Here is a 20,491-nt window from a genome sequence, read left to right as displayed (position 1 = left end):
TCCGAGGATCCGGCCACCGGGACACCGCCGTCAGGCCAGACCGTTTCTCACCGCGTAGAGAGCGGCCTGGGTCCTGTCCTGCACGCCCAGCTTCATCAGCACGCTGGAGACGTGGGTCTTCACCGTCTTCTCCGCCACCGCGAGCTGCCTGGCGATCTCCCGGTTGGAACGGCCCGAGGCGATCAACGCGAGCACCTCGCGCTCCCGATCGGTCAGCGGCGCCACATACCTGTCCTCCTGTCCGCCCTCCCGCGCGGCCCGGACGGGTTCGGGACCGGCCAGCATCGCCTCGGCCGCCTCGAGGGCGAGCAGCACCTGGCCGCCGTACACCGCCCGGATCGCGCGCACGAGCGCGGCCGGTTCGACGTCCTTGTAGAGGAAGCCCGCCGCACCCGCTCGCATCGCCGGAGCCACGTCGCCCCTGTCGCTCACCGAGGTCAGCACGAGCACCTTCGGCGACAGCCCTCGCTCGCCCAGCAGCAGCAGCGCGCCGAGCCCGTCGAGCACCGGCATCTTCAGGTCGAGCAGCAGCACGTCGGGGGCGAGAGACTCCACCAGGGCGACCGCCTCGGCGCCGTCGGCGGCCTCGCCGACCACGGCGAGATCCTCCTGCAGGTCCAGGAAGGTGCGAAGGCCCTGCCTCACGACCGGGTGGTCGTCGGCGATCAGGACGCGGATCACCCGGTCGTCGCCGTCAGGACCGCGTACGGCCGACCCCGAGGACCCACCCGGGCCACGGACCGGACGACCATCGTCAGGACCGCCTACGGCAGACTCCGGCGACTCACCCGGGCCACGGACCGGACGACCATCGTCGGGACCGCCTACGGCAGACTCCCCCGGACGCCGGGTCGAACGATCATCCTTCTCCGCATCACGGGTCACGCGGGCACCTCCAGCCGGACGAGTGTGCCCCGTCCCGGCTCCGAGGTCACCCGCACGTCGCCGCCGACGGCCTGCGCCCTGTCGCCCATCGAGGCGATTCCCAGCCCTCTCCCCGCGGCGGCGGTCACGTCGAAACCGGCCCCGTCGTCACTCACCTCAAGAACCACGCGCCCGCCCTCGCAGCCCAGCCGCACCTCGACCACACGCGCAGCCGAGTGTCTTGAGGCGTTGTGCAGCGCCTCCTGGGCCACCCGCAGGACGGCCACCTCGATCACCGGTTCGAGCTCGCACACCGGGGACTCCTCGAACGAGAACGAGGCCGGGTGCAGCCGGTCGAGCAGACGGACGTGCTTGCGGAGCGTCTCGGCCAGGCCGTGCCGGTCGAGGTCGGCCGGGCGGAGTTCCACGATCACCGCGCGCAACTCGGCCAGTGCCTCTCCCGCCAGCCGTTCCACCTGGCCGAGCTCCCGCAGCGCCCGTACGGGATCGTCGACGACCAGCGACGCGGCGGCCTGCGCGGTGAGGCGCAGCGAGAACAGTTTCTGGGTCACCGCGTCGTGCAGCTCCCTCGCCATCCGGGTGCGCTCCTCCACCAGCGTGAGCTCCCGGCCGCGCTCGTACAGGCGGGCGTTGGTGAGGGCGATCGCGGCGTGCGCGGCGAACATGGTGAGCAGCCGCTGGTCGGCCTCGGTGAAGCCTCCGGGGGCCCGCTTGTTGGACAGGAAGATGATGCCGAGCACCTCGTCCCCGTCGAGTATCGGCACCCCGAGGAAGTCCTTGAGCACCGGATGGGCCCGCGGCCAGTATTCGAACCTGGGGTCCCTGCGGATGTCGGGCAGCCGGACCGGCGTGCCCTCGCGCAGCATCGCGCCGAGCATGCCGTGCTGGCGGGGCATGGGCCCGATCGCGTCCCACTGCTCGTCGGAGATGCCCTCGGCGACGAACTCGGCGAACGCCCCCTGGTCGTCGGGCACGCCCAGCGCGGCGTAGCGTGCGTCCAGCAACCGCCGCGCCGACCGCACGATCACCTGGAGCACCTCCCGCACCGACAGATGCCTGGTCACGGCGAGGACGGCCGAGCTCACCGCGTGCAGCACGGCGTCCCTGTCCTCGCTCTCGGAGTTCACGAGACGACTCTAGGCGGCGGTGGAGGTCCGCCGCCTACTCCATCGGTCCTAAGCCCATCGGCCCACCTCCGGCCAGGTCCGGCGGCCGATGTACGGCGGGCGCGCGGCTCCTAGCGTCGAGGCATGACGAAGACCGCACTCATCACCGGCGCCTCCCGCGGCCTCGGCCTGGCACTCGCCCGCTCCCTCGCCGCCGACGGCTGGCGGCTCGTCCTCACCGCGCGGGGTGAGGACGCGCTGCGATCCGCCGCGGACGAGCTCGGCGCCCTCGCCCTGGCCGGAGACGTCGCCGACCCCGCCCACCGGGATCGGCTGGCGCGGGCCGTACAGGAACACGGCGGGCTGGACCTGCTGGTCAACAACGCCTCAGGGCTGGGCGCGGTCCCGCTGCCGCCGCTGGCCGGATACCCGCTCGACACGCTCCAGGAGTTGTTCCAGGCCAACGTACTGGCCCCGCTGGCACTGATTCAGGCGAACCTGCGCGGGCTCAGGGAGCGGCGCGGCGCGATCGTGAACATCTCCTCCGACGCGGCGGTGGAGGCGGCCGAGGGCTGGGGCGGATACGGCGCGACCAAGGCCGCCCTGGAGCGGCTCTCCCACGTGCTGGCCGTCGAGGAACCCGACGTCGCGGTCTGGTGGGTGGATCCGGGCGAGATGTCCACCGCCATGCTCGCCGACGCCGTCGGCGCCAAGGAGGCCGAACAGGCCCCGGCCCCGGAAAGCGTCGTTCCCACCCTGCTGCGGCTGATCGCCGACCGCCCGGACAGCGGCCGGGTGAGGCACGGATGAACGGGCGGGGCACCGAACGAGGAGGACCTGTGAGAACGGCGACGGAATCCGTGCGTGCGTACGGGGAGGGGACGTGAGCGCGCCCGCGGCGGACGCGATGGCCGCGGACTTCGTGCTCCCGCGCGAGCTGGAGGCGCACGAGCCCCCGGAGGCCCGAGGGCTGGCCCGTGACGGGGTGCGCCTGCTGGTCTCGGAGCGGGGCACCGGACAGATCGGGCACCACGCGTTCGCCGACCTTCCCGGTCTGCTCGGCCCCGGCGACCTGCTCGTGGTGAACAATTCCGGCACGCTTCCCGCGGCCGTCCGGCTCGATCGGCTCGCGGTGCACTTCTCCACCGAGCGTGAGGACGGTACCTGGCTGGTCGAACTCCGCAGGCTCAGGGAGCGGACGGGCCTCGCCGGAGGCCCCGCCGGTGAGCCCTACCGGGGCGGTGCGGACGGGGAGTGGCTGCCGCTGCCGGGTGGGGCGACCCTGCGGCTCCTGGGACGCGAGACGCCGCGGCTGTGGCGGGCGAGGCTGGACCGGGAGGTCACGGGCTACCTCCGCCGGTACGGCGTGCCGATCCGATACTCGTACGTGGACAGGGACTGGCCGCTCGCCGACTACCAGACCGTGTTCGGCGTGCGGCCGGGCAGCGCGGAGATGCCCAGCGCGGGGCGGCCGTTCACCACCGGGCTGGTGACCTCCCTGGTGTCGCGCGGGGTGGGGATCGCGCCGATCACCCTGCACACGGGGGTGGCGTCTCCGGAGAAGGACGAGCCACCGTATCCGGAGCGGTTCGAGGTGCCCGAGGCCACCGCGCGGCAGGTGGAGCTCGCTCGCGAGTCGGGCGGCCGGGTGATCGCGGTCGGCACGACCGTGGTCAGGGCGCTGGAGACGGCCGCGCTGGCCACCGGCCGTGTCCGGGCCGCGGACGGCTGGACCTCGCACATCGTCACCCCCGAGGTCGGAGTGAGGGCGGTGAACGGCCTGCTCACCGGGCTGCACGAGCCGCGCTCCAGCCACCTGCTGATGCTGTCGGCGATCGCCGGCCGCGATCTGCTCTCGCGGTCGTACGCGGAGGCGCTCGGAGAGGGCTATCTCTGGCACGAATTCGGCGATGTCCACCTGATCACCGGTTAGCGGATAGTCAATCGCAAGAGGTTTACAAGTCGGATCTCCCATGATGATCCGTAATCAACGGGACGAAATCCGACTGGAGTAAAAATGCGCCGGCACCTGGCCGCCATCGCCGCCATCGCCCTGGCGGGAGGCATGCTGCTCACCCCCGCGCCCGCGAACGCCTCGGCCCCCCCGATCGCCGCACCGCAGAAGGTCGCGGGCCCGCCGCTCGCGCCGCTGAAGACGACCGTCTTCTACCCGCGCAAGGCCTGGGCGGGCGACTCGTACGTCTACACGCTGAAGATCAAGAACGTCGGCAAGTGGTACACCGACATCGCCTACGTCGGCGGCCGTCTCTCCCCGCACATCTCCAAGATCCGCATCGTCGGCAAGCCCGCCGGCTCGTACTGCGAGATCTCGGGGCGCGAGGTGGGCTGTCTGCTCGACACCCTGAACCCCGGCAAAACGGCCACCCTCAAGGTCAAGGTCTGGCTGAAGAACGGTGCCCGCGGCACCGCGACCGCCAATTTCGGCTCGGTCTCGATCGACGTCCCCGCTGGCGGGCTGGACACCTTCGACATCTACGGCATCGACATCGGCACCGACATCAAGTACGTGCGGGTGAAGACCCGAGTGCTCCGCTGACCACGCGTTCCGTACCTCTCACCTGCTGACCGTCCGCCTCTCCCGCTCCCGTTCCCGGTTCCGGAACCGGTTGGTTCCGATCTCGCCACCGGTTTCGGTTCGTTCCGCTCGCTCCCACCACCGGCTCCGTTCCCGGATCCCGGATCCCGGATCCCGGCGACGGCGACGGCGACGAGTGCGGGCAACCTCATGTACACGGCGCCCGCGCACCGTGCAGGATCTCCCCATGGTGAGTTCCGGACGGTGCGCGATCCATGGCTGAACTGAGAGTCGTCCTGGCCGAGGACCACTACCTGGTGCGTGAGGGCACCCGCAGGCTCCTGGAGACCTCCGGCGAGATCGAGGTGGTCGCCGCCGTGGGCACCGCGGACGACCTGCTCGACGCCGCCAGACGGCTGCGCCCCGACGTGGTCGTCACCGACATCCGGATGCCGGGCTCGGCCGATCTCGTCCGCCCGGGAATGGAGGGCATCGACGCGGCGCACCGCATCCGCGCCGCCTCACGGGACATCGGGGTCGTGGTGCTCTCCCAGTTCTCCGACGCGATGTTCGCCCTGGATCTGTTCAGGGACGGCACCGAGGGTCGTGCGTACCTGCTCAAGGACCGGGTCGGTGACATCGACGAGCTGCTCGGCGCGATCAGGTCGGTGGCGGGAGGCGGCTCGGTGATCGACCCCAAGGTGGTGGAGGGCCTGCTGGCCAAGCGCGGGGTACGCGGCGGCCCCCCGCCCGCGGAACTCACCCCCAGGGAACTGGACGTGCTCAGGGAGATGGCGCACGGCCTGTCCAACGGAGGAATCGCCCGCGCCCTGCACCTGTCGGTCTCCGCCATCGAGAAACACGTCAACTCGATCTTCATGAAGCTGGCCCTGGAGAACAGTCCCGACACCCACCGCAGGGTGGCGGCCGTCATCACATACCTGGGTTCGGCCTAGCCGGGGCCAGGGCTCCGAGGTCGGATCAGGCCGCGGCGGGAACACCGTGCGCGGCCCCGGCGACCAGCACAGAGGCGACGGACGACTCGGCCGTCCAGGCCAGCTCCCCGCGGTCGCGTCCCCGCACGGGGGGCAGCATCGTCACCTCCACCGTCAACCGCCGGACGGCCACCACGCGGCGGATCGACGCCCACAGGATGTCGTCACCGACATAGACGGGTCCGCTGGCCAGGACGTCCTCCCCCTCCAGATATCTGATCGCGACCGGTCTGACCGGGGCCCCCGCGTCCAGGGCCGCCTGGAAAACGGCGGGCCTGAACGAGCCCATCCCACGCCCGCACCAGGTCGTCCCCTCGGGGAAGGCCGCCACCGGATGGCCGGCGGCGAGCGCCGCGGCCACGTCGGCGACGGTCCCGGGCAGCGCGGAGAGCCGGTCCCTGTCGACGAACAACGCGCCCGAACCCGTCGCGAGCAGGCCGACCACCGGCCACGCCCGGACCTCCTGCTTGGCGAGCACCCGGCACGGCAGGACCGCCGCCATCACGAGCGGGTCCAGCCACGACACGTGGTTGGCCACGACCAGCGGAGCGGCCCCGGACGATCCGTCGGCGACCGGACATGGCCCGGCGACCGAGCCGGCCATGAACGCGAACCCCCGCCTTACCTCGATCCGTACGCCGACCGCCCGCAGCACCAGCCGGGACCAGACGCTCGTCAGCCGGATCCTGTTCGTCGCACCGAGTCCACGGGCCACAAGCGTGAGGACCACTCCCGCCAGGACGACCAGCCCGACCGCCGCGAGTCGCAGCGCCCTGCGCGGCGCCTCGGCCCTCGATCTTGGTGGGAACAGGCAGCCGGCGGGCGTGCACGGCGCCACGGGTATCCACGGGCTCACGATGCGGCTCCCAGGAAGTGGCGCAGGTAGCGGGGGTCGGCCTCGGCCATCGAGAGCAGGACGAAGAAGTCGGCCGTACCGAAGTCGAGGTCGTGGGCGGGCGGGCCGCAGACCCAGGCGCCCAGCCGCACGTACCCGCGCAGCAGCGGCGGCAGCGTCGCCCGCCCCCGGTCGGCGGCGGGGCTCGTGGCGGCCGTACGCTTCGAGGCGTCCTCCCGCGGCGACCGCGCCGCTCCGGCGCCGATCGGGAAGACCGGCACGGACCCGGAAGCGGCCGAGGGGCCCGACCTCCCTCTCCGGCCTCTCCGGCGAGGAGAGCCGGAGACCGGGCCCGCCCGCCAGGGGCGGTGCGGCGTGACGCGGTAGCCCGGCGGTGAGAGCGGCACCCGCTCCATGATCCCGGCCGCGTCGGCCACCGGCACCGAGCAGCACCCGGCCAGCCAGCCGTACCCCCCGGCCGTCATGTAGCGGGCGATACCCGCCCACATCAGCCCGAGCACCGCGCCACCCCGGTGTTCCGGGTGTACGCAGGCCCTGCCGGTCTCGACCATGTTCCCCCGGATACCGGCCAGCGCGCTGAGATCGAACTCGGAGTCGGAGTAGAGGCGATCGGCCCTGCGGGGGCCGAGCAGCCGGTAGGTGCCGACGACCTCACCGGTGTCGTCGCACCTCACCAGGAGGTGATCGCAGTAGGCGTCGAGCGGATCGACGTCCAGGCCGGTGATGGGACTGTCCAGCCGGGCGCCCATCTCCTCGGAGAAGACGCGGTGGCGCAGGCGCTGGGCCTCGCGCATCTCGACGGCGGTAGCGGCCAGCCCGACGCTGTAGCGGGCGAGGCGCGACTCCACGGGAAGGGTCGTCATGAGGTTCATGAAGACATTTGCAGATGACGCGGGACCTGAGGGCCCCGCGAACTCCAGGCGTCCGGATGATGAACCACATTCACGGTCGAATCCGGAGCCAAGTACCGTAGGAACCGATGAACCAGCGCACGCTTCTGATCACGTTGAACGGCCCCGACCGACCGGGCGTGACCTCACGCCTCTTCTCGGTCCTGGCCGGCTTCCCCGTCATCGTCGCCGACGTGGAGCAGGTCGTCATCCGCGGCCGGCTCACCCTCGGCGTCCTCGTCTCGTACGCGGGCGACACGCCGACCGGCACCGGCGGCACCCTCGGGGCCCTCTGGACCGCCGTCGAGCGGGCCGCGGAGGACCTCGGACTCCACGTGGAGCTGTCCACCGGCTCCGACTCGAAGGAGAAGCGGCGCAGGGGGCGGCTCGACGTCACCGTGCTCGGCTCACCGCTGCAGCCCGCCGCCATGGCGGGGATCGCGGGGCGGATCGCCGCGGCCGGTGCCAACATCGACCGGATCGAGCGCCTGTCCAGCTATCCGGTGACCTGCATCGAGCTCTCGCTCTCCGGCGCCGACCCCGACACCCTCAGGGCGGAGCTGGCCGTCGAGGCGCACGCCCAGCAGGTCGACGTCGCCGTGCAGCGGACCGGCCTGCACCGCAGGGCGAAGCGCCTGATCGTGATGGACGTCGACTCGACGCTCATCCAGGCCGAGGTGATCGAGCTGCTCGCGGCGCACGCCGGCTGCCTGGAGGAGGTCGCCCGGGTCACCGAGGAGGCGATGCGCGGCGAGCTCGACTTCGCCGAGTCGCTGCGCCGCCGGGTCGCGCAGCTTGAGGGCCTCTCCGAGGAGGTCTTCGAGAAGGTACGCAAGGAGCTCGTGCTGACTCCCGGCGCCCGGACGCTGGTACGGACGCTCAAGCGGCTCGACTACCGGTTCGCGATCGTCAGCGGCGGGTTCACGCAGCTCACCGACGCCCTCGTCGAGGACCTCGGGATCGACTACTCCGCGGCCAACACCCTGGAGGTCGTCGACGGCGTGCTGACCGGGCGGGTCGTCGGCGAGATCGTCGACCGGCCGGGCAAGGCGCGGGCACTGGAGCGCTTCGCCCGCGAGGCGGGGATCCCGATCAGCCAGACCGTGGCCATCGGCGACGGCGCCAACGACCTGGACATGATCGCGGCGGCCGGTCTCGGCATCGCGTTCAACGCCAAGCCGGTGGTCCGCCGCGCCGCCGACACCGCGGTCAACGTCCCCTACCTCGACTCGATCCTCTACCTGCTGGGCATCCCGCGCGCCGAGGTGGAGGACGCCGACGCCGAGGACGGTGTCACCGCCGCCGAACGCTGACCGTGATCGGTGGGGTGGGCCACCCGCGAACGCGATCACCGTACGGCTGTCCCGAGGCTTCGCCGAAGAGCTGAGACGGTCGCTCGTGTCTCAGCTCTCGCGCGGATTCTCAGTGCTTCCTGGGGGTCCAGTGGACGATGCCGCGGCCGGTGTCGAGCTCGGCCCACTCGCCGTCGACCCCGATGACGGCGAACGCGCCGGGCGGGAACCCGGCGTCGCCGTCGGCCGAGGTGAGCTGCATGACAAGCTCCTGAACCCCGGGGTTGTGGCCGACCAGGACCAGCGTGCGCACCTCGGGATCGCTCCGCCGGATCAGCGTGAGCAACTCGTCGGGATATGCCTCGTATATGGCCGGTTCGATGAGGGTCTCCGCACCGGGGAGTGCCAGGTCGGCGGTCCGCCTGGTCCGTACCGACGGCGAGCAGAGCACCAGGTCGGGGGTGAGGTCCATACCGACGAGGGCCGCGCCGACCTTGAGGGCGTCGCGCTCGCCGACATCGGTGAGGGGGCGTTCCCTGTCGGCGAGGCCGGAGGTGTGAGCCGCCTTGGCGTGGCGCAGGACGACGAGCGTGCGCGCGGTCATCGCGACGCCCACACGGCCAGACCCACGATCACCGCGAACATCGCGGCCATCGCCAGCAGGATGAGGACGAGTGTCTTGCCTCCGGAAGGCTGCTGTTCCATACGGGCCAGTTTCCCACCGGGGTGGCCCGCACACGCCGAAGGGGTGCACGTGGCCCGTGCACCCCTCCGTCAAACGTTTCCGTCAAACGTTTCCGTCGAACGTTCGCTCAGCTGGAGACCTGCTCCGGCTCCCGGTCGGAGTTGCTCTCCTCCGTCGGGGCGATGCCCGCCGAACGACGCTTGGAGAAGACGACCGCGGCGACGACGATGCCGACCGCGACCACCGTGATGCCGATGCGCAGCGTCGGGTTGTCGGCGTAGGTCACCACGGCGGGGGCGATCAGCAGCGCCACGAGGTTCATCACCTTGAGGAGCGGGTTGATCGCCGGTCCCGCGGTGTCCTTGAACGGGTCGCCGACGGTGTCACCGATGATGGTGGCCTCGTGGGCCGGCGAGCCCTTGCCACCGTGGTGACCGTCCTCGACCAGCTTCTTGGCGTTGTCCCAGGCACCACCGGAGTTGGCCAGGAACACCGCCATGAGCGTGCCACAGGCGATGGCACCGGCCAGGAACGCGCCGAGCGGGGCGTACCCGAGGGCGAAACCGACGGCGATCGGGGTGAGGACGGCGAGCAGGCCGGGCGTCGCCAGCTCCCGCAGCGAGTCGCGGGTACAGATGTCGACGACCCTGCCGTAGTCGGGGAGCTCCGTCCCCGCCATGATGCCCGGCTTGGTGCGGAACTGCTCGCGCACCTCGAAGACCACCCGTCCGGCCGCGCGGCCGACCGCCATGATCGCCAGGCCGGAGAACATGAACACCACCGCGGCGCCGATGATCAGACCGACCAGCACGTTCGGGGAGTCGACGCTCAGGCTGAACGCGCTGAACGAGCCCAGCGCCTCCTTCACGCTCGCCGTCGCACCCACCAGCTCGCCCTCGACCGCCGTACGGAACGCGCCGAACAGCGCGGTCGCGGCGAGCACGGCGGTGGCGATCGCGATGCCCTTGGTGATGGCCTTGGTGGTGTTACCGACGGCGTCCAGCGAGGTGAGGACCTGAGCGCCCTCGCCCTCGACGTCGCCGGACATCTCGGCGATGCCCTGGGCGTTGTCGGAGACGGGACCGAAGGTGTCCATCGACACGATCACGCCGACCGTGGTCAGCAGGCCGGTACCCGCCAGCGCCACGGCGAACAGCGCGATCGTGACGTTGCCGAAGCCAAGCAGGAAGGCTCCGTAGACGGCGGCTCCGATGATCAGCGCGGAGTAGACCGCCGACTCCAGACCGACGCTGATGCCGGACAGGATGACCGTGGCGGGGCCCGTACGAGAGCTCTCGCCGATGTCCTGCACCGGGCGGCGGTTCGTCTCGGTGAAGTAGCCGGTGAGGATCTGGATGGTGCTCGCCAGGACCAGGCCGATGAGCACCGCCCCGATCGCGATCAGACGCGGGTCCGAGGTGACCGCGGCGATCTCCGGGCTCACATTGGTCAGACCGGAGAAGCTGGCCGGCAGGTAGAGGTAGGCCGCGCCGGCGACGAGGACCGCCGAGATGGCCGCCGAGATGAAGAAGCCCCGGTTGATCGCGGCCATCGCGTTGCGGTCCCCGGCGCGCGGGGCGGTGACGAAGATGCCGATGATCGCCGTGATCACACCGATCATGGGCACGATCAGCGGGAACACCAGTCCCTCGACGCCGAAGGCCACCCGGCCCAGGATCAGGCTGGCGACCAGCATGACCGCGTAGGACTCGAACAGGTCGGCGGCCATGCCCGCGCAGTCACCCACGTTGTCGCCGACGTTGTCGGCGATGGTGGCGGCGTTGCGCGGGTCGTCCTCGGGAATGCCCTGCTCGACCTTGCCGACGAGGTCGGCGCCGACATCGGCGGCCTTGGTGAAGATGCCTCCGCCGACTCGCATGAACATCGCGAGCAGCGCGGCACCGAAGCCGAAGCCCTCCAGCACGGCCGGGGCTTCGCCCCCGTAGGCGATCACCACCACGGCCGCGCCGAGCAGGCCGAGGCCAACGGTGATCATTCCGGCCACACCACCGGTGCGGAAGGCGATCCGCATGGCGACCTTCTCACCGGACGTGCGGGCGGCGGCGGCGACACGGACGTTGCCGCGGACCGCGAGCCACATGCCGATGAATCCGGTCAACGCCGAGAACAGCGCGCCGACGACGAAGAACGCCGACCTGCCGATCCTCACGCTGGTCGTCTCGGCCGGGAGAAGGTACAGCAGGAACGGGATCAAGATGACGAATAGCGCGAGCGTCCGGAACTGTCGCGCAAGATACGCGGAAGCCCCCTCCTGGACGGCTCTCGCGATGTTCTGCATACGTTCGGTGCCTTGGTCGGCGGACAGCACCTCCCGCACCAGTGTGCCGGCGACGGCGAGTGCGAGCAGGGCGACGGCGGCGACCACGATGACGATGGTGAAGTGGTGACCACTTAGGGAAACCGCTGGCTCCGCAGCGGCGAGATGGAGCACAGACATCCGACTCTCCTTGGCAAGACGGGAACACGTCCTGCCCGGAGTGCGCTGCGGTGATTGTCAGGCGGCTGAGGCGGCGCACTCCGGGATGGTGGGCAGTGCCGCTTCCAGTTGCAGACCCCCGCGGAGTACGGCTCGCGTGACGGGCCGCTCCGAAGGATAAACCTTGGCCGGTCCCGGGAGTCTACGCAGCGACGACGCGGATATGAAGCCTCTGCCCCCGCCCAATTGACGACACGAGCGGCCCCCTTTGACAGCCGACCTGCTTATGGGGTCATTTCATCCGTCACATCCACCCCTCAGCTCCTGTTTCCTCCCAGTTTCAGTCAAGAAACAGCCACGTTAAGTTTTGACCGAAATTGAAATCTCCTCGGGGAACGACCAGGCTCGCCCACCGGACATCACGGACGATCCTCCGGGCCCCCCTCCCTCCGCCCTCAACTCTCAGCCGGGTGAACGGCGGCGCAGGCCGGGATGATCTTGCCGCGCCGGGTCTCGGCGGCCCCTCTCCCCACCCTCAGCCCCCAACCCGCAGCCCCGGCATACGGCGAGGCAGGCAGAACGACGTCGCCGCGCCGGGTCTCGGCGGCCTCTCTCTCCGCCTCGGCTCTCAGCCCCGGCGAACGGCGAGGCGGACCCGGCGAGCGCCATCGGCGGCCCGTTGGCGAGGCGAGATCATCCGGCCTCCGGACACGTCTCCAACGAACACACCTCGGGTCGATGACCGCCACACCACGGACGACACAGACGAGACGGGCGAGACGGGCGAGACGGGCGAGACGGGCGAGACGGGCGAGACGGGCGGATGGCGACCCCAGCACGGAGGTCATCACAGACGATCTTGTGGCCGCGCACTCCCAACAAAAACAGCCGGGCGTGTCCATATGGACACGCCCGGCTGTCGAAGTCTGCTTTTCAGACCGGAGACATTCCGTTCGTCGCCGCCGGCCAGCTCATGCGGATGCACATGCCCTTCTGGCTTGGGTAGACCTGAACGTCGTCGGCCAGCCCCGCGATGACCGCGATGCCGAAACCGGCCATCAGGTCATCGGGAAGCTGCCCGAACGGATCGTCGAACCCCAGAAGGGCCCGATCATGCTCCAGCTCATCACTAGGGGCGGAGTCGGTGACTGTCACCTCAAAACGCCCTAAGTCATCACGTAGCTCGATCCGGATCGGCTCTCCCGGACAGTGGAGGCGATGTGCCTCCACAGCCCGCGAGCACGCCTCTCCAACAGCGAGCCGTACCTCGTCCAGCAACGACTCCTGTACGCCGGTACGCCTGGCGATGGCCGTGGCCACCAGGCGTGCCGTCCGCACATGCGCGGGGAGAGCGCTGAACGTCAGCTCGACGGTAGCCACGACTACTTGTCTCGACCGTGAGCTTCCTTGGCCTCGTCGACCGAGGCGTAGATCCCGAAGACCTTCGTCAGTCCAGTGATCCGGAAAATCTTCAGGATGCGCTCCTGGGTGCAGACAAGCTCCAGTGAGCCATCGTGCGCCCTAACTCGCTTGAGCCCGCCGACCAGGACACCAAGGCCCGTGGAGTCAAGGAAGTCAACCTTCTCCATGTTGACGAGCAGGTGGAAATTCCCCTTGTTGACCAGGTCGATCAGGAGCTCACGCAATCTGGGCGCGGTGTAGACATCAATCTCACCCTCAACCTCAACGATGGTGAGACGGTCCTCGGAATGGTGGTCCAACTTCAGATCCACAGATCCTCCAGCGCCTTGCCTGCGAAAGTACCGATTCGAGCATGCCTTCCTGGGACCGGGTGACCCCCGGACGACAAGCCCCGACGCGCGGCATTCAACCATGCGTACGCTCAGTGTCTATACGAAATCACGATTCCCGGCGACTCTGCCCACAGATGTGAGACTGGAAACCAGTGACCCCGCCCTCATCCTCGCCCCTCAGCGCGGGCACCGCCCTCAACCGCCTCCTCGACGTTCCCGCACGTCGGGCGCGTGTTACCCATGTGGAGCACGTTCCCGCACGTCAGGCCGGTGATACCCGATGGCCCGACTGGGTCGACCAGCGGCTGGTTACGCGCTGGGCGAACCTCGGTATTTCCGGCCTGTGGCCACATCAGGCCGAGGCCGCGGATCTGATCCACCGTGGCCAAAACGTGATCATTTCCACAGGGACGGCGTCGGGCAAGTCCCTCTCTTACCTGGTCCCGGCACTCTCCTCGACGCTCGACGGCGGCACGATCCTCTATCTGTCGCCCAGCAAGGCACTCGCCGCCGACCAGCTCCGCGCGCTGCGCGAGCTCGACCCTCCCGGCCTCCGCGCCGCGACCTATGACGGCGACACCTCCTTCGAGGAGAGGGCCTGGGTGCGCAAGCACGCCAACTACGTACTCACCAACCCGGACATGCTTCACCGCGGCCTGCTGCCCCGTCACGCTCAGTGGTCGCTCTTCTGGCGGCGGCTCCGAATGGTCGTCGTGGACGAGTGCCACGGTTACCGGGGCGTGTTCGGCTCCCACGTCGCGCAGATCCTGCGCCGCCTGCGCCGGATCTGCGCGCGTTACGGCTCCCGACCGGCGTTTCTGCTCTCCTCGGCGACGGCAAACGAGCCCGGGGTCTTCGCGCAGCGCCTGACAGGCCTCCAGATGGCCGAGGTGACCACGGACACCTCTCCTCGGGGCGCGACCACCTTCGCACTGTGGGAGCCACCCCTGACCGATCTGCGCGGCGAGGGCGGCGCCCCGGTCCGGCGCCCCGCGACCGCCGAGAGCGCGGATCTCCTGGCCGATCTCGTCGCCTCCGACGTGCGGACCCTCGCCTTCGTCCGCTCCCGCAGGGCCGCCGAGACCGTGGCCCTCACCACCCGGGCCAAGCTCCAGGACCTCGTCATCGACGGGGAGGCGCCCCCGGAGCTGCCCGGCAAGGTCGCGGCCTATCGGGCCGGATACCTGGCCGAAGATCGCAGGAACCTGGAAAGGGCCCTGCGCTCCGGCGAACTGCTCGGCCTCGCGACGACCAACGCGCTGGAACTCGGTGTCGACGTCTCCGGGCTGGACGCCGTGCTCATCGCGGGGTGGCCCGGGACCCGCGCCTCTCTCTGGCAGCAGGCCGGGCGGGCGGGACGGGACGGGCAGGACGCGCTGGCGGTGCTGGTCGCGAGGGACGACCCCCTGGACACCTACCTCGTCCACCATCCGGAAGCCCTGTTCGGCCGTCCCGTCGAGACGATCGTGCTTGACCCGGGCAACCCGTATGTGCTGGGGCCCCATCTGTGCGCGGCGGCGGCCGAGATCCCGCTCACCCACGACGAACTGGACATCTTCGGCCCGACCACCAAGGAGGTGCTCGCCGATCTGGTCGGGGACGGCCTGCTCAGGGAACGCGCCACAGGCTGGTTCTGGACCAGCCGGGAACGCGCCACCGACCTCGCCGACATCCGAGGGGCGGGCGCCGCGCCCATTCAGGTCGTCGAGATGTCCACAGGACGGCTGCTCGGCACCGTGGACGAACCCTCCGCCCACTCGGCCGTGCACACCGGCGCCGTCTACGTGCACCAGGGAGAGACATTTCTGGTGGCCGAACTCGACCTGGAGGCGGGGGTCGCGCTGGTCGAGGCGGGAACCCCCGACTACACGACCTTCGCCAGGGATGTCACCGATATCTCGGTCATCGAGTCCCTTCGCTCGCACCCTCTCGGTCAGGGAGAGCTCCATTTCGGCGCGGTCGAGGTGACGAGCCAGGTCGTGGCCTATCTCAAGCGCCGAGCCCAGAGCGGTGAACTCATGGGGGACGAACCTCTCGACCTGCCCCCGCGCACGCTACGGACCCGGGCCGTCTGGTGGACGCTGCCCACCTCGGCGATCCTTCCCCTCGCCGAGGAGGGCCTGGACCTCGGCGGCGCCGCGCACGCGGCCGAACACGCCTCCATCGGCCTGCTGCCGCTCTTCGCGACCTGCGACCGCTGGGACATCGGAGGCGTCTCCACCGAACTCCATCCCGACACCGGGGTGCTCACCGTCTTCGTCTACGACGGCCACGAGGGCGGCGCCGGCTTCGCCGAACGCGGTTACGCCCGCGCGCGCGACTGGCTCACGGCCACCCGCGAGGCCATCGCCTCCTGCGAGTGCGAGCGCGGCTGCCCGTCGTGCATCCAGTCTCCCAAGTGCGGCAACGGCAACGAACCTCTCGACAAGGCCGGAGCCCTCCGGCTTCTCGCCGTCCTGCTCTCCCCCGAGCCCACGGACACACCCCCGTTTCTCCCCGAGCCCACGGACGTCCTCCCTGAGCCCACGAACGCGCCCCCGCTCCCGCAAGAGCCGGCGAACGTCTCCCCGCTCTCCCGGGAGCACACGGACATGCCCTCGCTCCTCCCGGACCCCCCGGATACCTCCCCGCTCCCCCAAGAGCCCGCGAACCTCTCCTCACTTCCCCTGGACCCTGCGGACGTGCTCCCGCTTTCTCCGAAAACTCAGGACACTTCGGATGTGACAGGTGGGAGAGCCGCCAGGATGACGGACGGCGGATGAGCTCTTCCCCGCTGCCTTTACTCAACGCTGCTTTACTCGATGCCCTTCACCGCTGCTCTGCTCGATCAGCCGTCAAGGTCCTGGATCAACGATGTGAACAGGTCCCGCACGTGCCCTGGAGGTGATCGCCACCGGCCCTTTCAAAGGCAGCGAGACCTCCATGACCACCTCGACATCCGCGACACCCCCCTCGCTGAGAGAGCAGCGGGTGATCCTGGCCTTGTTGTCCGCGGCGAGCGAGGAGGCCCTCAGGCAGCTCCGGCCCGGATCCGCGAAGGCGAGTCGGGCGGCGGCGAGCGCGCTCAGGTCGGCGGCGCTCTGTGCCCGGTGGCGCGCGACCCTGGCCATGCCCGTGAACACGACCGCCATCGCGACCGCGAAGACCAGCGCCATGAGCCCGACCGTCCAGATCGTCGCCGACCCCCGCTGCGTGTTCTCCCTCCCCACACCGGCCATGCCCGGCCTACCGTTCCGGCCCTGGCTCCCCATACCGGCCATGCCTGACTTACCGTTCCAACCCTGGCTCGGTGACGGACACGGCGGTCGCGTGGACGGTCACGCTCGGGAGCGAGGCACCCCATCGGGGTTTGACCGTCGCGGACACCTCCACCCGTGTCACCTCCGCGCTCCGGGTCACCGTGACCACGGCGCCCGGCGGAGCCACGGACAGGACACCGCCCCGAACCCGTTCAAGGGATTCGCCACGCGAAGCACCCCTGGCCCCGGCTCGCGCGGCGTCCACACACTCCAGCCGCGCCTCGACCGCCGCCACGGCCCACAGCCCGGCTCCCAGAACGACCATGAGGGCGGGCAGCGCCGCGGCCGTCTCCGCTGTCACCGAACCCCTGGACCGGCGGGAACCTGACCGGCGGGAGGAGATCAACGGTGCCGGGAGGATCATCCGGCCACGGTGAGCGCTCGATTGATCAGACCTGTGATCATCTGTTGGACTTCGGAACTCGTCACCACCTTGAAAAGAAGAGCGGCGAAAGCACAGGCGGCGATCGTCCCGACCGCGTACTCAGCGGTGGACATGCCTCGGTCACGGTGCGCGCCGGCGACCAGCAGCGCCCACCGTGCGCGCAACCACCGCCACCGGTCGCGCCGCGTGTGAACAGCACTCGTTCGAGCCATCTGCTCCTCCTGAAGATCTCCACCGGACCCACCGCCCGGCATCGGTACCGTCAGGGTTCTCCATACGCCCGAGGCACCGCTGACCCGAACCACGTTCTGGGGAAAGAGCCTTCGGTTATCCACAGCTCGGCAAGCGAAAAAAGGGCTCAGCAGCACGAAGGGGCCCCTTCGGCCGATAGGAGCCTTTCCAGGTTCTCAATGAGGAAATTTCCTGACGTTTATCCACAGGTGGCGCCATTTTCCTGTGGATAACCCCTCCGGGCGGGGAAAACTCTGTGGATAACTCAAGGAAGCGGTGCCTCGCCAGCGACACCTACCACGACGAGACTGCTCGTGAGATGAGTCCTGGCGGCTTCGAGTAAGGGCGCGAGCAGACGGTTATCATCGCCTGCGCGAGTGGCGAGGACGAGCTGGCTCGGCTCCACACCGTGCACGGGGATGCCGGTGACGTCGGGGTGGAGGGTCTCGGCGCGCAGGATGTCCGCCAGCTGAAGGTAGGGCGCCTGTACCCCCTCGTGATCAATTGTCACGGGCAAGAGGTTAGGTGGCCCCAGGAGGCCGAATATGGCCCTGGCTAGCCATGACCAATTTGGCATACGGTTCCGTCAGGCTCGGCGGCAAACTCCCTTCCCAGGCGTGCGCCGCCGCGCTCATCACTCCCTGGCGGCACCCTCGGGCCAGATCACGGTCACCCGCACGCCACGGCGGCGAGCATCCTCCACAGCGCCCGCCGTCCCGCCCGCATCAACAGGCGCCTCGCCATCCCACACCGCCACGAGCTCGTCGACCGAACCCAGCACCGCCTCGTTGGCCGCGACGTACGCGTCCCGGCTGGCGTGGTCGAAATCCATCACACGTACCCGGGCGGCCTTGCCCAGCAGCCGATCGAACTGCTCCGCGTGATCCGGCTTGACCTTGGCCTCCCGGTAGTCCCGCGACGGCAGGACGATCGGGCAATCGGCGTACCAGTCCCGTCCTCGACAAAACGTACGAGCGCGAATCCCGTCAGACGTTGGCCACCAAGCGTGGCCAGACCTGGCCCGTGTCGCTCACGGACGGCTTCGAGTCCGACGAGAAAGGTCGGCTCGAAGCCGGAAATCCCATCATGTTAGGCAATTGTCCAGGCTCCTCACGGAACCGGCCGGTCGATTCGTCGTGGCCAAAGGTGAACTGGCCGACACACTTGGAGCCCAATAGGCTCATATCATGATCCGCGCTGTGGTCTTCGACGTCGGCGAGTGCCTGGTGGACGAGAGTCGCGAGTACGGCACCTGGGCTGACTGGCTCAACGTCCCCCGCCACACCTTCAGCGCCGTCTTCGGCGCGACCATCGCCCGCGGCCTCGACTACCGCGAGACGTTCCAGGTGTTCCGGCCCGGCTTCGACCTCTACGAGGAACGCGAGAAGCGCGCCGCCGCCGGACAGCCGGAGACCTTCGGCGAGGAGGACCTGTACGCCGACGTCCGGCCGACCCTCACCGCCCTGCGCGACGATGGGCTCTGGCTCGGGATCGCGGGCAACCAGACCGTGCGCGCGGGCCGGATCCTTCGCGAGCTGTTCACCGCCGACGTCGACCTCATCGGCACCTCCGACGACTGGGGCGCCTCCAAGCCGGACCCGGAGTTCTTCAAGCAGGTCGCCGACGTCGTCCCCTTCGAAGCGCAGGAGATCCTGTACGTCGGCGACCGCCTGGACAACGACATCCACCCGGCGATCGCAGCCGGGATGCGCGCCGCGCTGATCCGTCGCGGCCCGTGGGGGGTGATCCAGCAGGCCGACCCGGACGCCGACCGCGTACCCTCGCTGCGGATCGACTCCCTGGCCGAACTACCGGACAAGGTACGCGCACTCAACGCTGCAGCGCGATGAGGGTGGTACGCCATTCGTACAACCGATCGTCCAGCCGCGTGACGCACGCGCGGTCACCCCACGGCTCCAAAGCCCGCCGGACCTCGCGGATCCGCTCCATACCCGTCGCGTACCACGTGATCGACAGCTGATCGAGCGCCTCACCCGCGCGGGCACAGGCTGCCTCCGGGTCCCCCTCGGCCGCGGCGACCGCGGCCAGGTCCCCGAGCACGACGGTGCGCTGCTTCCTGTGCTCCTCGGGCAGATTCTCCAGGACTTGGAGCAGCGTCTGCCGAGCCTGGGGAAGGTGGCCGACCTTGAGCTGGGTGTTGCCTTTGAAGGCGGCCAGCCGGAGTGGCGAGAACCAGTCGAACCACTCCGGCAGCGGGGTCTCGTCGACGCCGACCACGGCGTCCTCCGCGTGGCTGACGGCACGCAGCGCCTCCCGGTGCTTGCCGCATCGCGTCTCGCACTCGGCCTCCACCGCGTACAGCCACGCCGTGAACAAGGCAGGCACCGCATCGGCGCGGCGCGCGTAAGCGCGGGCGGCACGCAGCCTCTCGGCTGCGCTGTCCCGATCTCCCGCCCACCCGGGTACGAACGCCGAGTGTCCCAGAATGGCGGCACCGAGCAGCTGTTCGTCAGCGACACCGGCCGCCTGCAGAGCCTCGACGAACCTGGCGTCGGCCTCGGCCGGTTGCCGCAGGTCGAAGAACTCGATACGTCCCACCAGCAGTAGCGACTCAGCCAGAGCCGCCGCGAGATCTCGGCGAGGCATGCCGCCCATCTCGCTCAGAAGCTGAGTTCCGAACCTCGCGTGCTCCGCTGCGGCGGAGCGAATCAGGGGCGGCTGGACACGCCAGTACAGCCGCCGGTAAGCCCTGGTCACCGCCGCGTAGTCCACCGCCACCGCAGCGGGCTGCGTCGCGGCCGTCGGAGTTGAGGGCGGCAGTGGCAGCACGACAGGGTGAGTGGCCACCCCAGACCTGACCGGCGCGGCCTGGCTGGAGTGATCGCCCCAGGGCGGAGTGAACCCGAGCTGGTCGACCGGCATCCCGAGCGTGTGCTCCAGCAGGCGCTGGTGCACGGCGTGCGGCCATGGCGGGGTGGCGCTCTCCCATCGACGAACCTGCCGGAGACTCACCTCCGCGTCGGCCACGCCGAGTTCGGCTCCGACTCGAGCGAGCGCGTCGACCAGAGCCTGCTGCGATGCGTACCCGGCGTGCTGGCGAGCCGCCTTGAGCTTGACGTTGCCTGACTCTCGGGACACGACGACCTCCACGGCTAACCCATTGAAGGACTTCAGCGTAT

Annotated in this window: 21 protein-coding genes; 7 read left to right on the top strand and 14 right to left on the bottom strand. The window is 69.8% G+C overall.

Translation table 11 applies throughout. The annotated features are described in order from the left end of the window. Nucleotides 1-30: 30 nt before the first annotated feature. The gene (locus tag ABT352_RS04885; protein ID WP_350942555.1) at nt 31-681 is read right to left on the bottom strand and encodes a response regulator; all 651 of its coding nucleotides are present in this window, start codon (nt 679-681) and stop codon (nt 31-33) included. A gap of 200 nt (nt 682-881) precedes the next feature. Beyond that, complete coding sequence (locus ABT352_RS04880; RefSeq protein WP_350942554.1) at nt 882-2,012, bottom strand: GAF domain-containing sensor histidine kinase; 1,131 nt, start codon at nt 2,010-2,012, stop codon at nt 882-884. 123 nt (nt 2,013-2,135) lie between these two features. Between ABT352_RS04880 and ABT352_RS04875 the strand changes: the two genes are divergently transcribed. The 4 genes from ABT352_RS04875 (at nt 2,136) to ABT352_RS04860 (ending at nt 5,483) form a co-directional block, all read left to right on the top strand. Further along, nucleotides 2,136-2,801: an SDR family NAD(P)-dependent oxidoreductase gene (locus ABT352_RS04875; protein ID WP_350942553.1), complete on the top strand. Its 666-nt coding sequence runs from the start codon at nt 2,136-2,138 to the stop codon at nt 2,799-2,801. A 73-nt stretch (nt 2,802-2,874) separates the two neighbouring features. Next, nucleotides 2,875-3,924, top strand: a complete 1,050-nt coding sequence (locus ABT352_RS04870; protein WP_350942552.1) for an S-adenosylmethionine:tRNA ribosyltransferase-isomerase — start codon at nt 2,875-2,877, stop codon at nt 3,922-3,924. An 84-nt stretch (nt 3,925-4,008) separates the two neighbouring features. After that, the gene (locus ABT352_RS04865; RefSeq protein WP_350942551.1) at nt 4,009-4,548 is read left to right on the top strand and encodes a hypothetical protein; all 540 of its coding nucleotides are present in this window, start codon (nt 4,009-4,011) and stop codon (nt 4,546-4,548) included. A gap of 254 nt (nt 4,549-4,802) precedes the next feature. Continuing rightward, the gene (locus tag ABT352_RS04860; RefSeq protein WP_350942549.1) at nt 4,803-5,483 is read left to right on the top strand and encodes a response regulator transcription factor; all 681 of its coding nucleotides are present in this window, start codon (nt 4,803-4,805) and stop codon (nt 5,481-5,483) included. 25 nt (nt 5,484-5,508) lie between these two features. On the opposite strand, the gene ABT352_RS04855 is transcribed toward ABT352_RS04860, so the two are convergent. Then, complete coding sequence (locus ABT352_RS04855; RefSeq protein ID WP_350942548.1) at nt 5,509-6,378, bottom strand: lysophospholipid acyltransferase family protein; 870 nt, start codon at nt 6,376-6,378, stop codon at nt 5,509-5,511. Continuing rightward, nucleotides 6,375-7,241, bottom strand: coding sequence for a GNAT family N-acetyltransferase (locus ABT352_RS04850; protein ID WP_350942547.1), 867 nt, complete (start codon nt 7,239-7,241; stop codon nt 6,375-6,377). The genes ABT352_RS04855 and ABT352_RS04850 overlap by 4 nt, the downstream gene beginning before the upstream one ends. A gap of 116 nt (nt 7,242-7,357) precedes the next feature. On the opposite strand from ABT352_RS04850, the gene serB reads away from it, so the two are divergent. Next, a complete protein-coding gene (serB, locus tag ABT352_RS04845) occupies nt 7,358-8,581 on the top strand; it encodes a phosphoserine phosphatase SerB (protein WP_350942546.1) in 1,224 nt (407 codons plus the stop codon). Nucleotides 8,582-8,690: 109 nt separating this feature from the next. Here serB and ABT352_RS04840 read toward each other — a convergent pair whose 3' ends face one another. The 4 genes from ABT352_RS04840 to ABT352_RS04825 form a co-directional block, all read right to left on the bottom strand. Then, on the bottom strand, nt 8,691-9,164 hold the full coding sequence (locus ABT352_RS04840; protein ID WP_350942545.1) for a SixA phosphatase family protein: 474 nt from the start codon (nt 9,162-9,164) through the stop codon (nt 8,691-8,693). A 208-nt stretch (nt 9,165-9,372) separates the two neighbouring features. Continuing rightward, complete coding sequence (locus tag ABT352_RS04835; RefSeq protein ID WP_350942544.1) at nt 9,373-11,703, bottom strand: sodium-translocating pyrophosphatase; 2,331 nt, start codon at nt 11,701-11,703, stop codon at nt 9,373-9,375. Between the two features lie 912 nt (nt 11,704-12,615). Next, the gene (locus ABT352_RS04830; protein WP_350942543.1) at nt 12,616-13,062 is read right to left on the bottom strand and encodes an ATP-binding protein; all 447 of its coding nucleotides are present in this window, start codon (nt 13,060-13,062) and stop codon (nt 12,616-12,618) included. 2 nt (nt 13,063-13,064) lie between these two features. Then, entirely contained in the window at nt 13,065-13,415 is a 351-nt protein-coding gene (locus ABT352_RS04825; protein ID WP_030916965.1) for an STAS domain-containing protein, read from the bottom strand. A gap of 263 nt (nt 13,416-13,678) precedes the next feature. Between ABT352_RS04825 and ABT352_RS04820 the strand changes: the two genes are divergently transcribed. Further along, a complete protein-coding gene (locus tag ABT352_RS04820; protein WP_350942542.1) occupies nt 13,679-16,198 on the top strand; it encodes a DEAD/DEAH box helicase in 2,520 nt (839 codons plus the stop codon). A gap of 72 nt (nt 16,199-16,270) precedes the next feature. Here ABT352_RS04820 and ABT352_RS04815 read toward each other — a convergent pair whose 3' ends face one another. From ABT352_RS04815 to ABT352_RS04795, 5 genes are all read right to left on the bottom strand, one after another. Beyond that, a complete protein-coding gene (locus ABT352_RS04815) occupies nt 16,271-16,654 on the bottom strand; it encodes an Rv3654c family TadE-like protein (protein ID WP_350942541.1) in 384 nt (127 codons plus the stop codon). 49 nt (nt 16,655-16,703) lie between these two features. After that, on the bottom strand, nt 16,704-17,036 hold the full coding sequence (locus tag ABT352_RS04810) for a TadE family type IV pilus minor pilin (protein WP_350942539.1): 333 nt from the start codon (nt 17,034-17,036) through the stop codon (nt 16,704-16,706). A gap of 59 nt (nt 17,037-17,095) precedes the next feature. Further along, nucleotides 17,096-17,332, bottom strand: a complete 237-nt coding sequence (locus tag ABT352_RS04805; protein ID WP_350942538.1) for a DUF4244 domain-containing protein — start codon at nt 17,330-17,332, stop codon at nt 17,096-17,098. 284 nt (nt 17,333-17,616) lie between these two features. Continuing rightward, a complete protein-coding gene (locus ABT352_RS04800) occupies nt 17,617-17,862 on the bottom strand; it encodes a hypothetical protein (protein WP_350942537.1) in 246 nt (81 codons plus the stop codon). Between the two features lie 123 nt (nt 17,863-17,985). Continuing rightward, complete coding sequence (locus tag ABT352_RS04795; protein WP_350942536.1) at nt 17,986-18,183, bottom strand: hypothetical protein; 198 nt, start codon at nt 18,181-18,183, stop codon at nt 17,986-17,988. Between the two features lie 355 nt (nt 18,184-18,538). On the opposite strand from ABT352_RS04795, the gene ABT352_RS04790 reads away from it, so the two are divergent. After that, nucleotides 18,539-19,201, top strand: a complete 663-nt coding sequence (locus ABT352_RS04790) for an HAD family hydrolase (protein WP_350942535.1) — start codon at nt 18,539-18,541, stop codon at nt 19,199-19,201. Here the strand turns inward: ABT352_RS04790 and ABT352_RS04785 are convergent. Next, on the bottom strand, nt 19,182-20,450 hold the full coding sequence (locus ABT352_RS04785) for an NsdA family TPR-like regulatory protein (protein WP_350942534.1): 1,269 nt from the start codon (nt 20,448-20,450) through the stop codon (nt 19,182-19,184). The two genes, ABT352_RS04790 and ABT352_RS04785, sit on opposite strands and share 20 nt — an antisense overlap. Nucleotides 20,451-20,491: the final 41 nt, after the last annotated feature.

The organism is Streptosporangium sp. NPDC000563, assembly GCF_040299985.1.
In the GTDB taxonomy this organism is placed as follows: domain Bacteria; phylum Actinomycetota; class Actinomycetes; order Streptosporangiales; family Streptosporangiaceae; genus Streptosporangium.
This window is presented reverse-complemented; position numbering and strand designations above follow the sequence as displayed.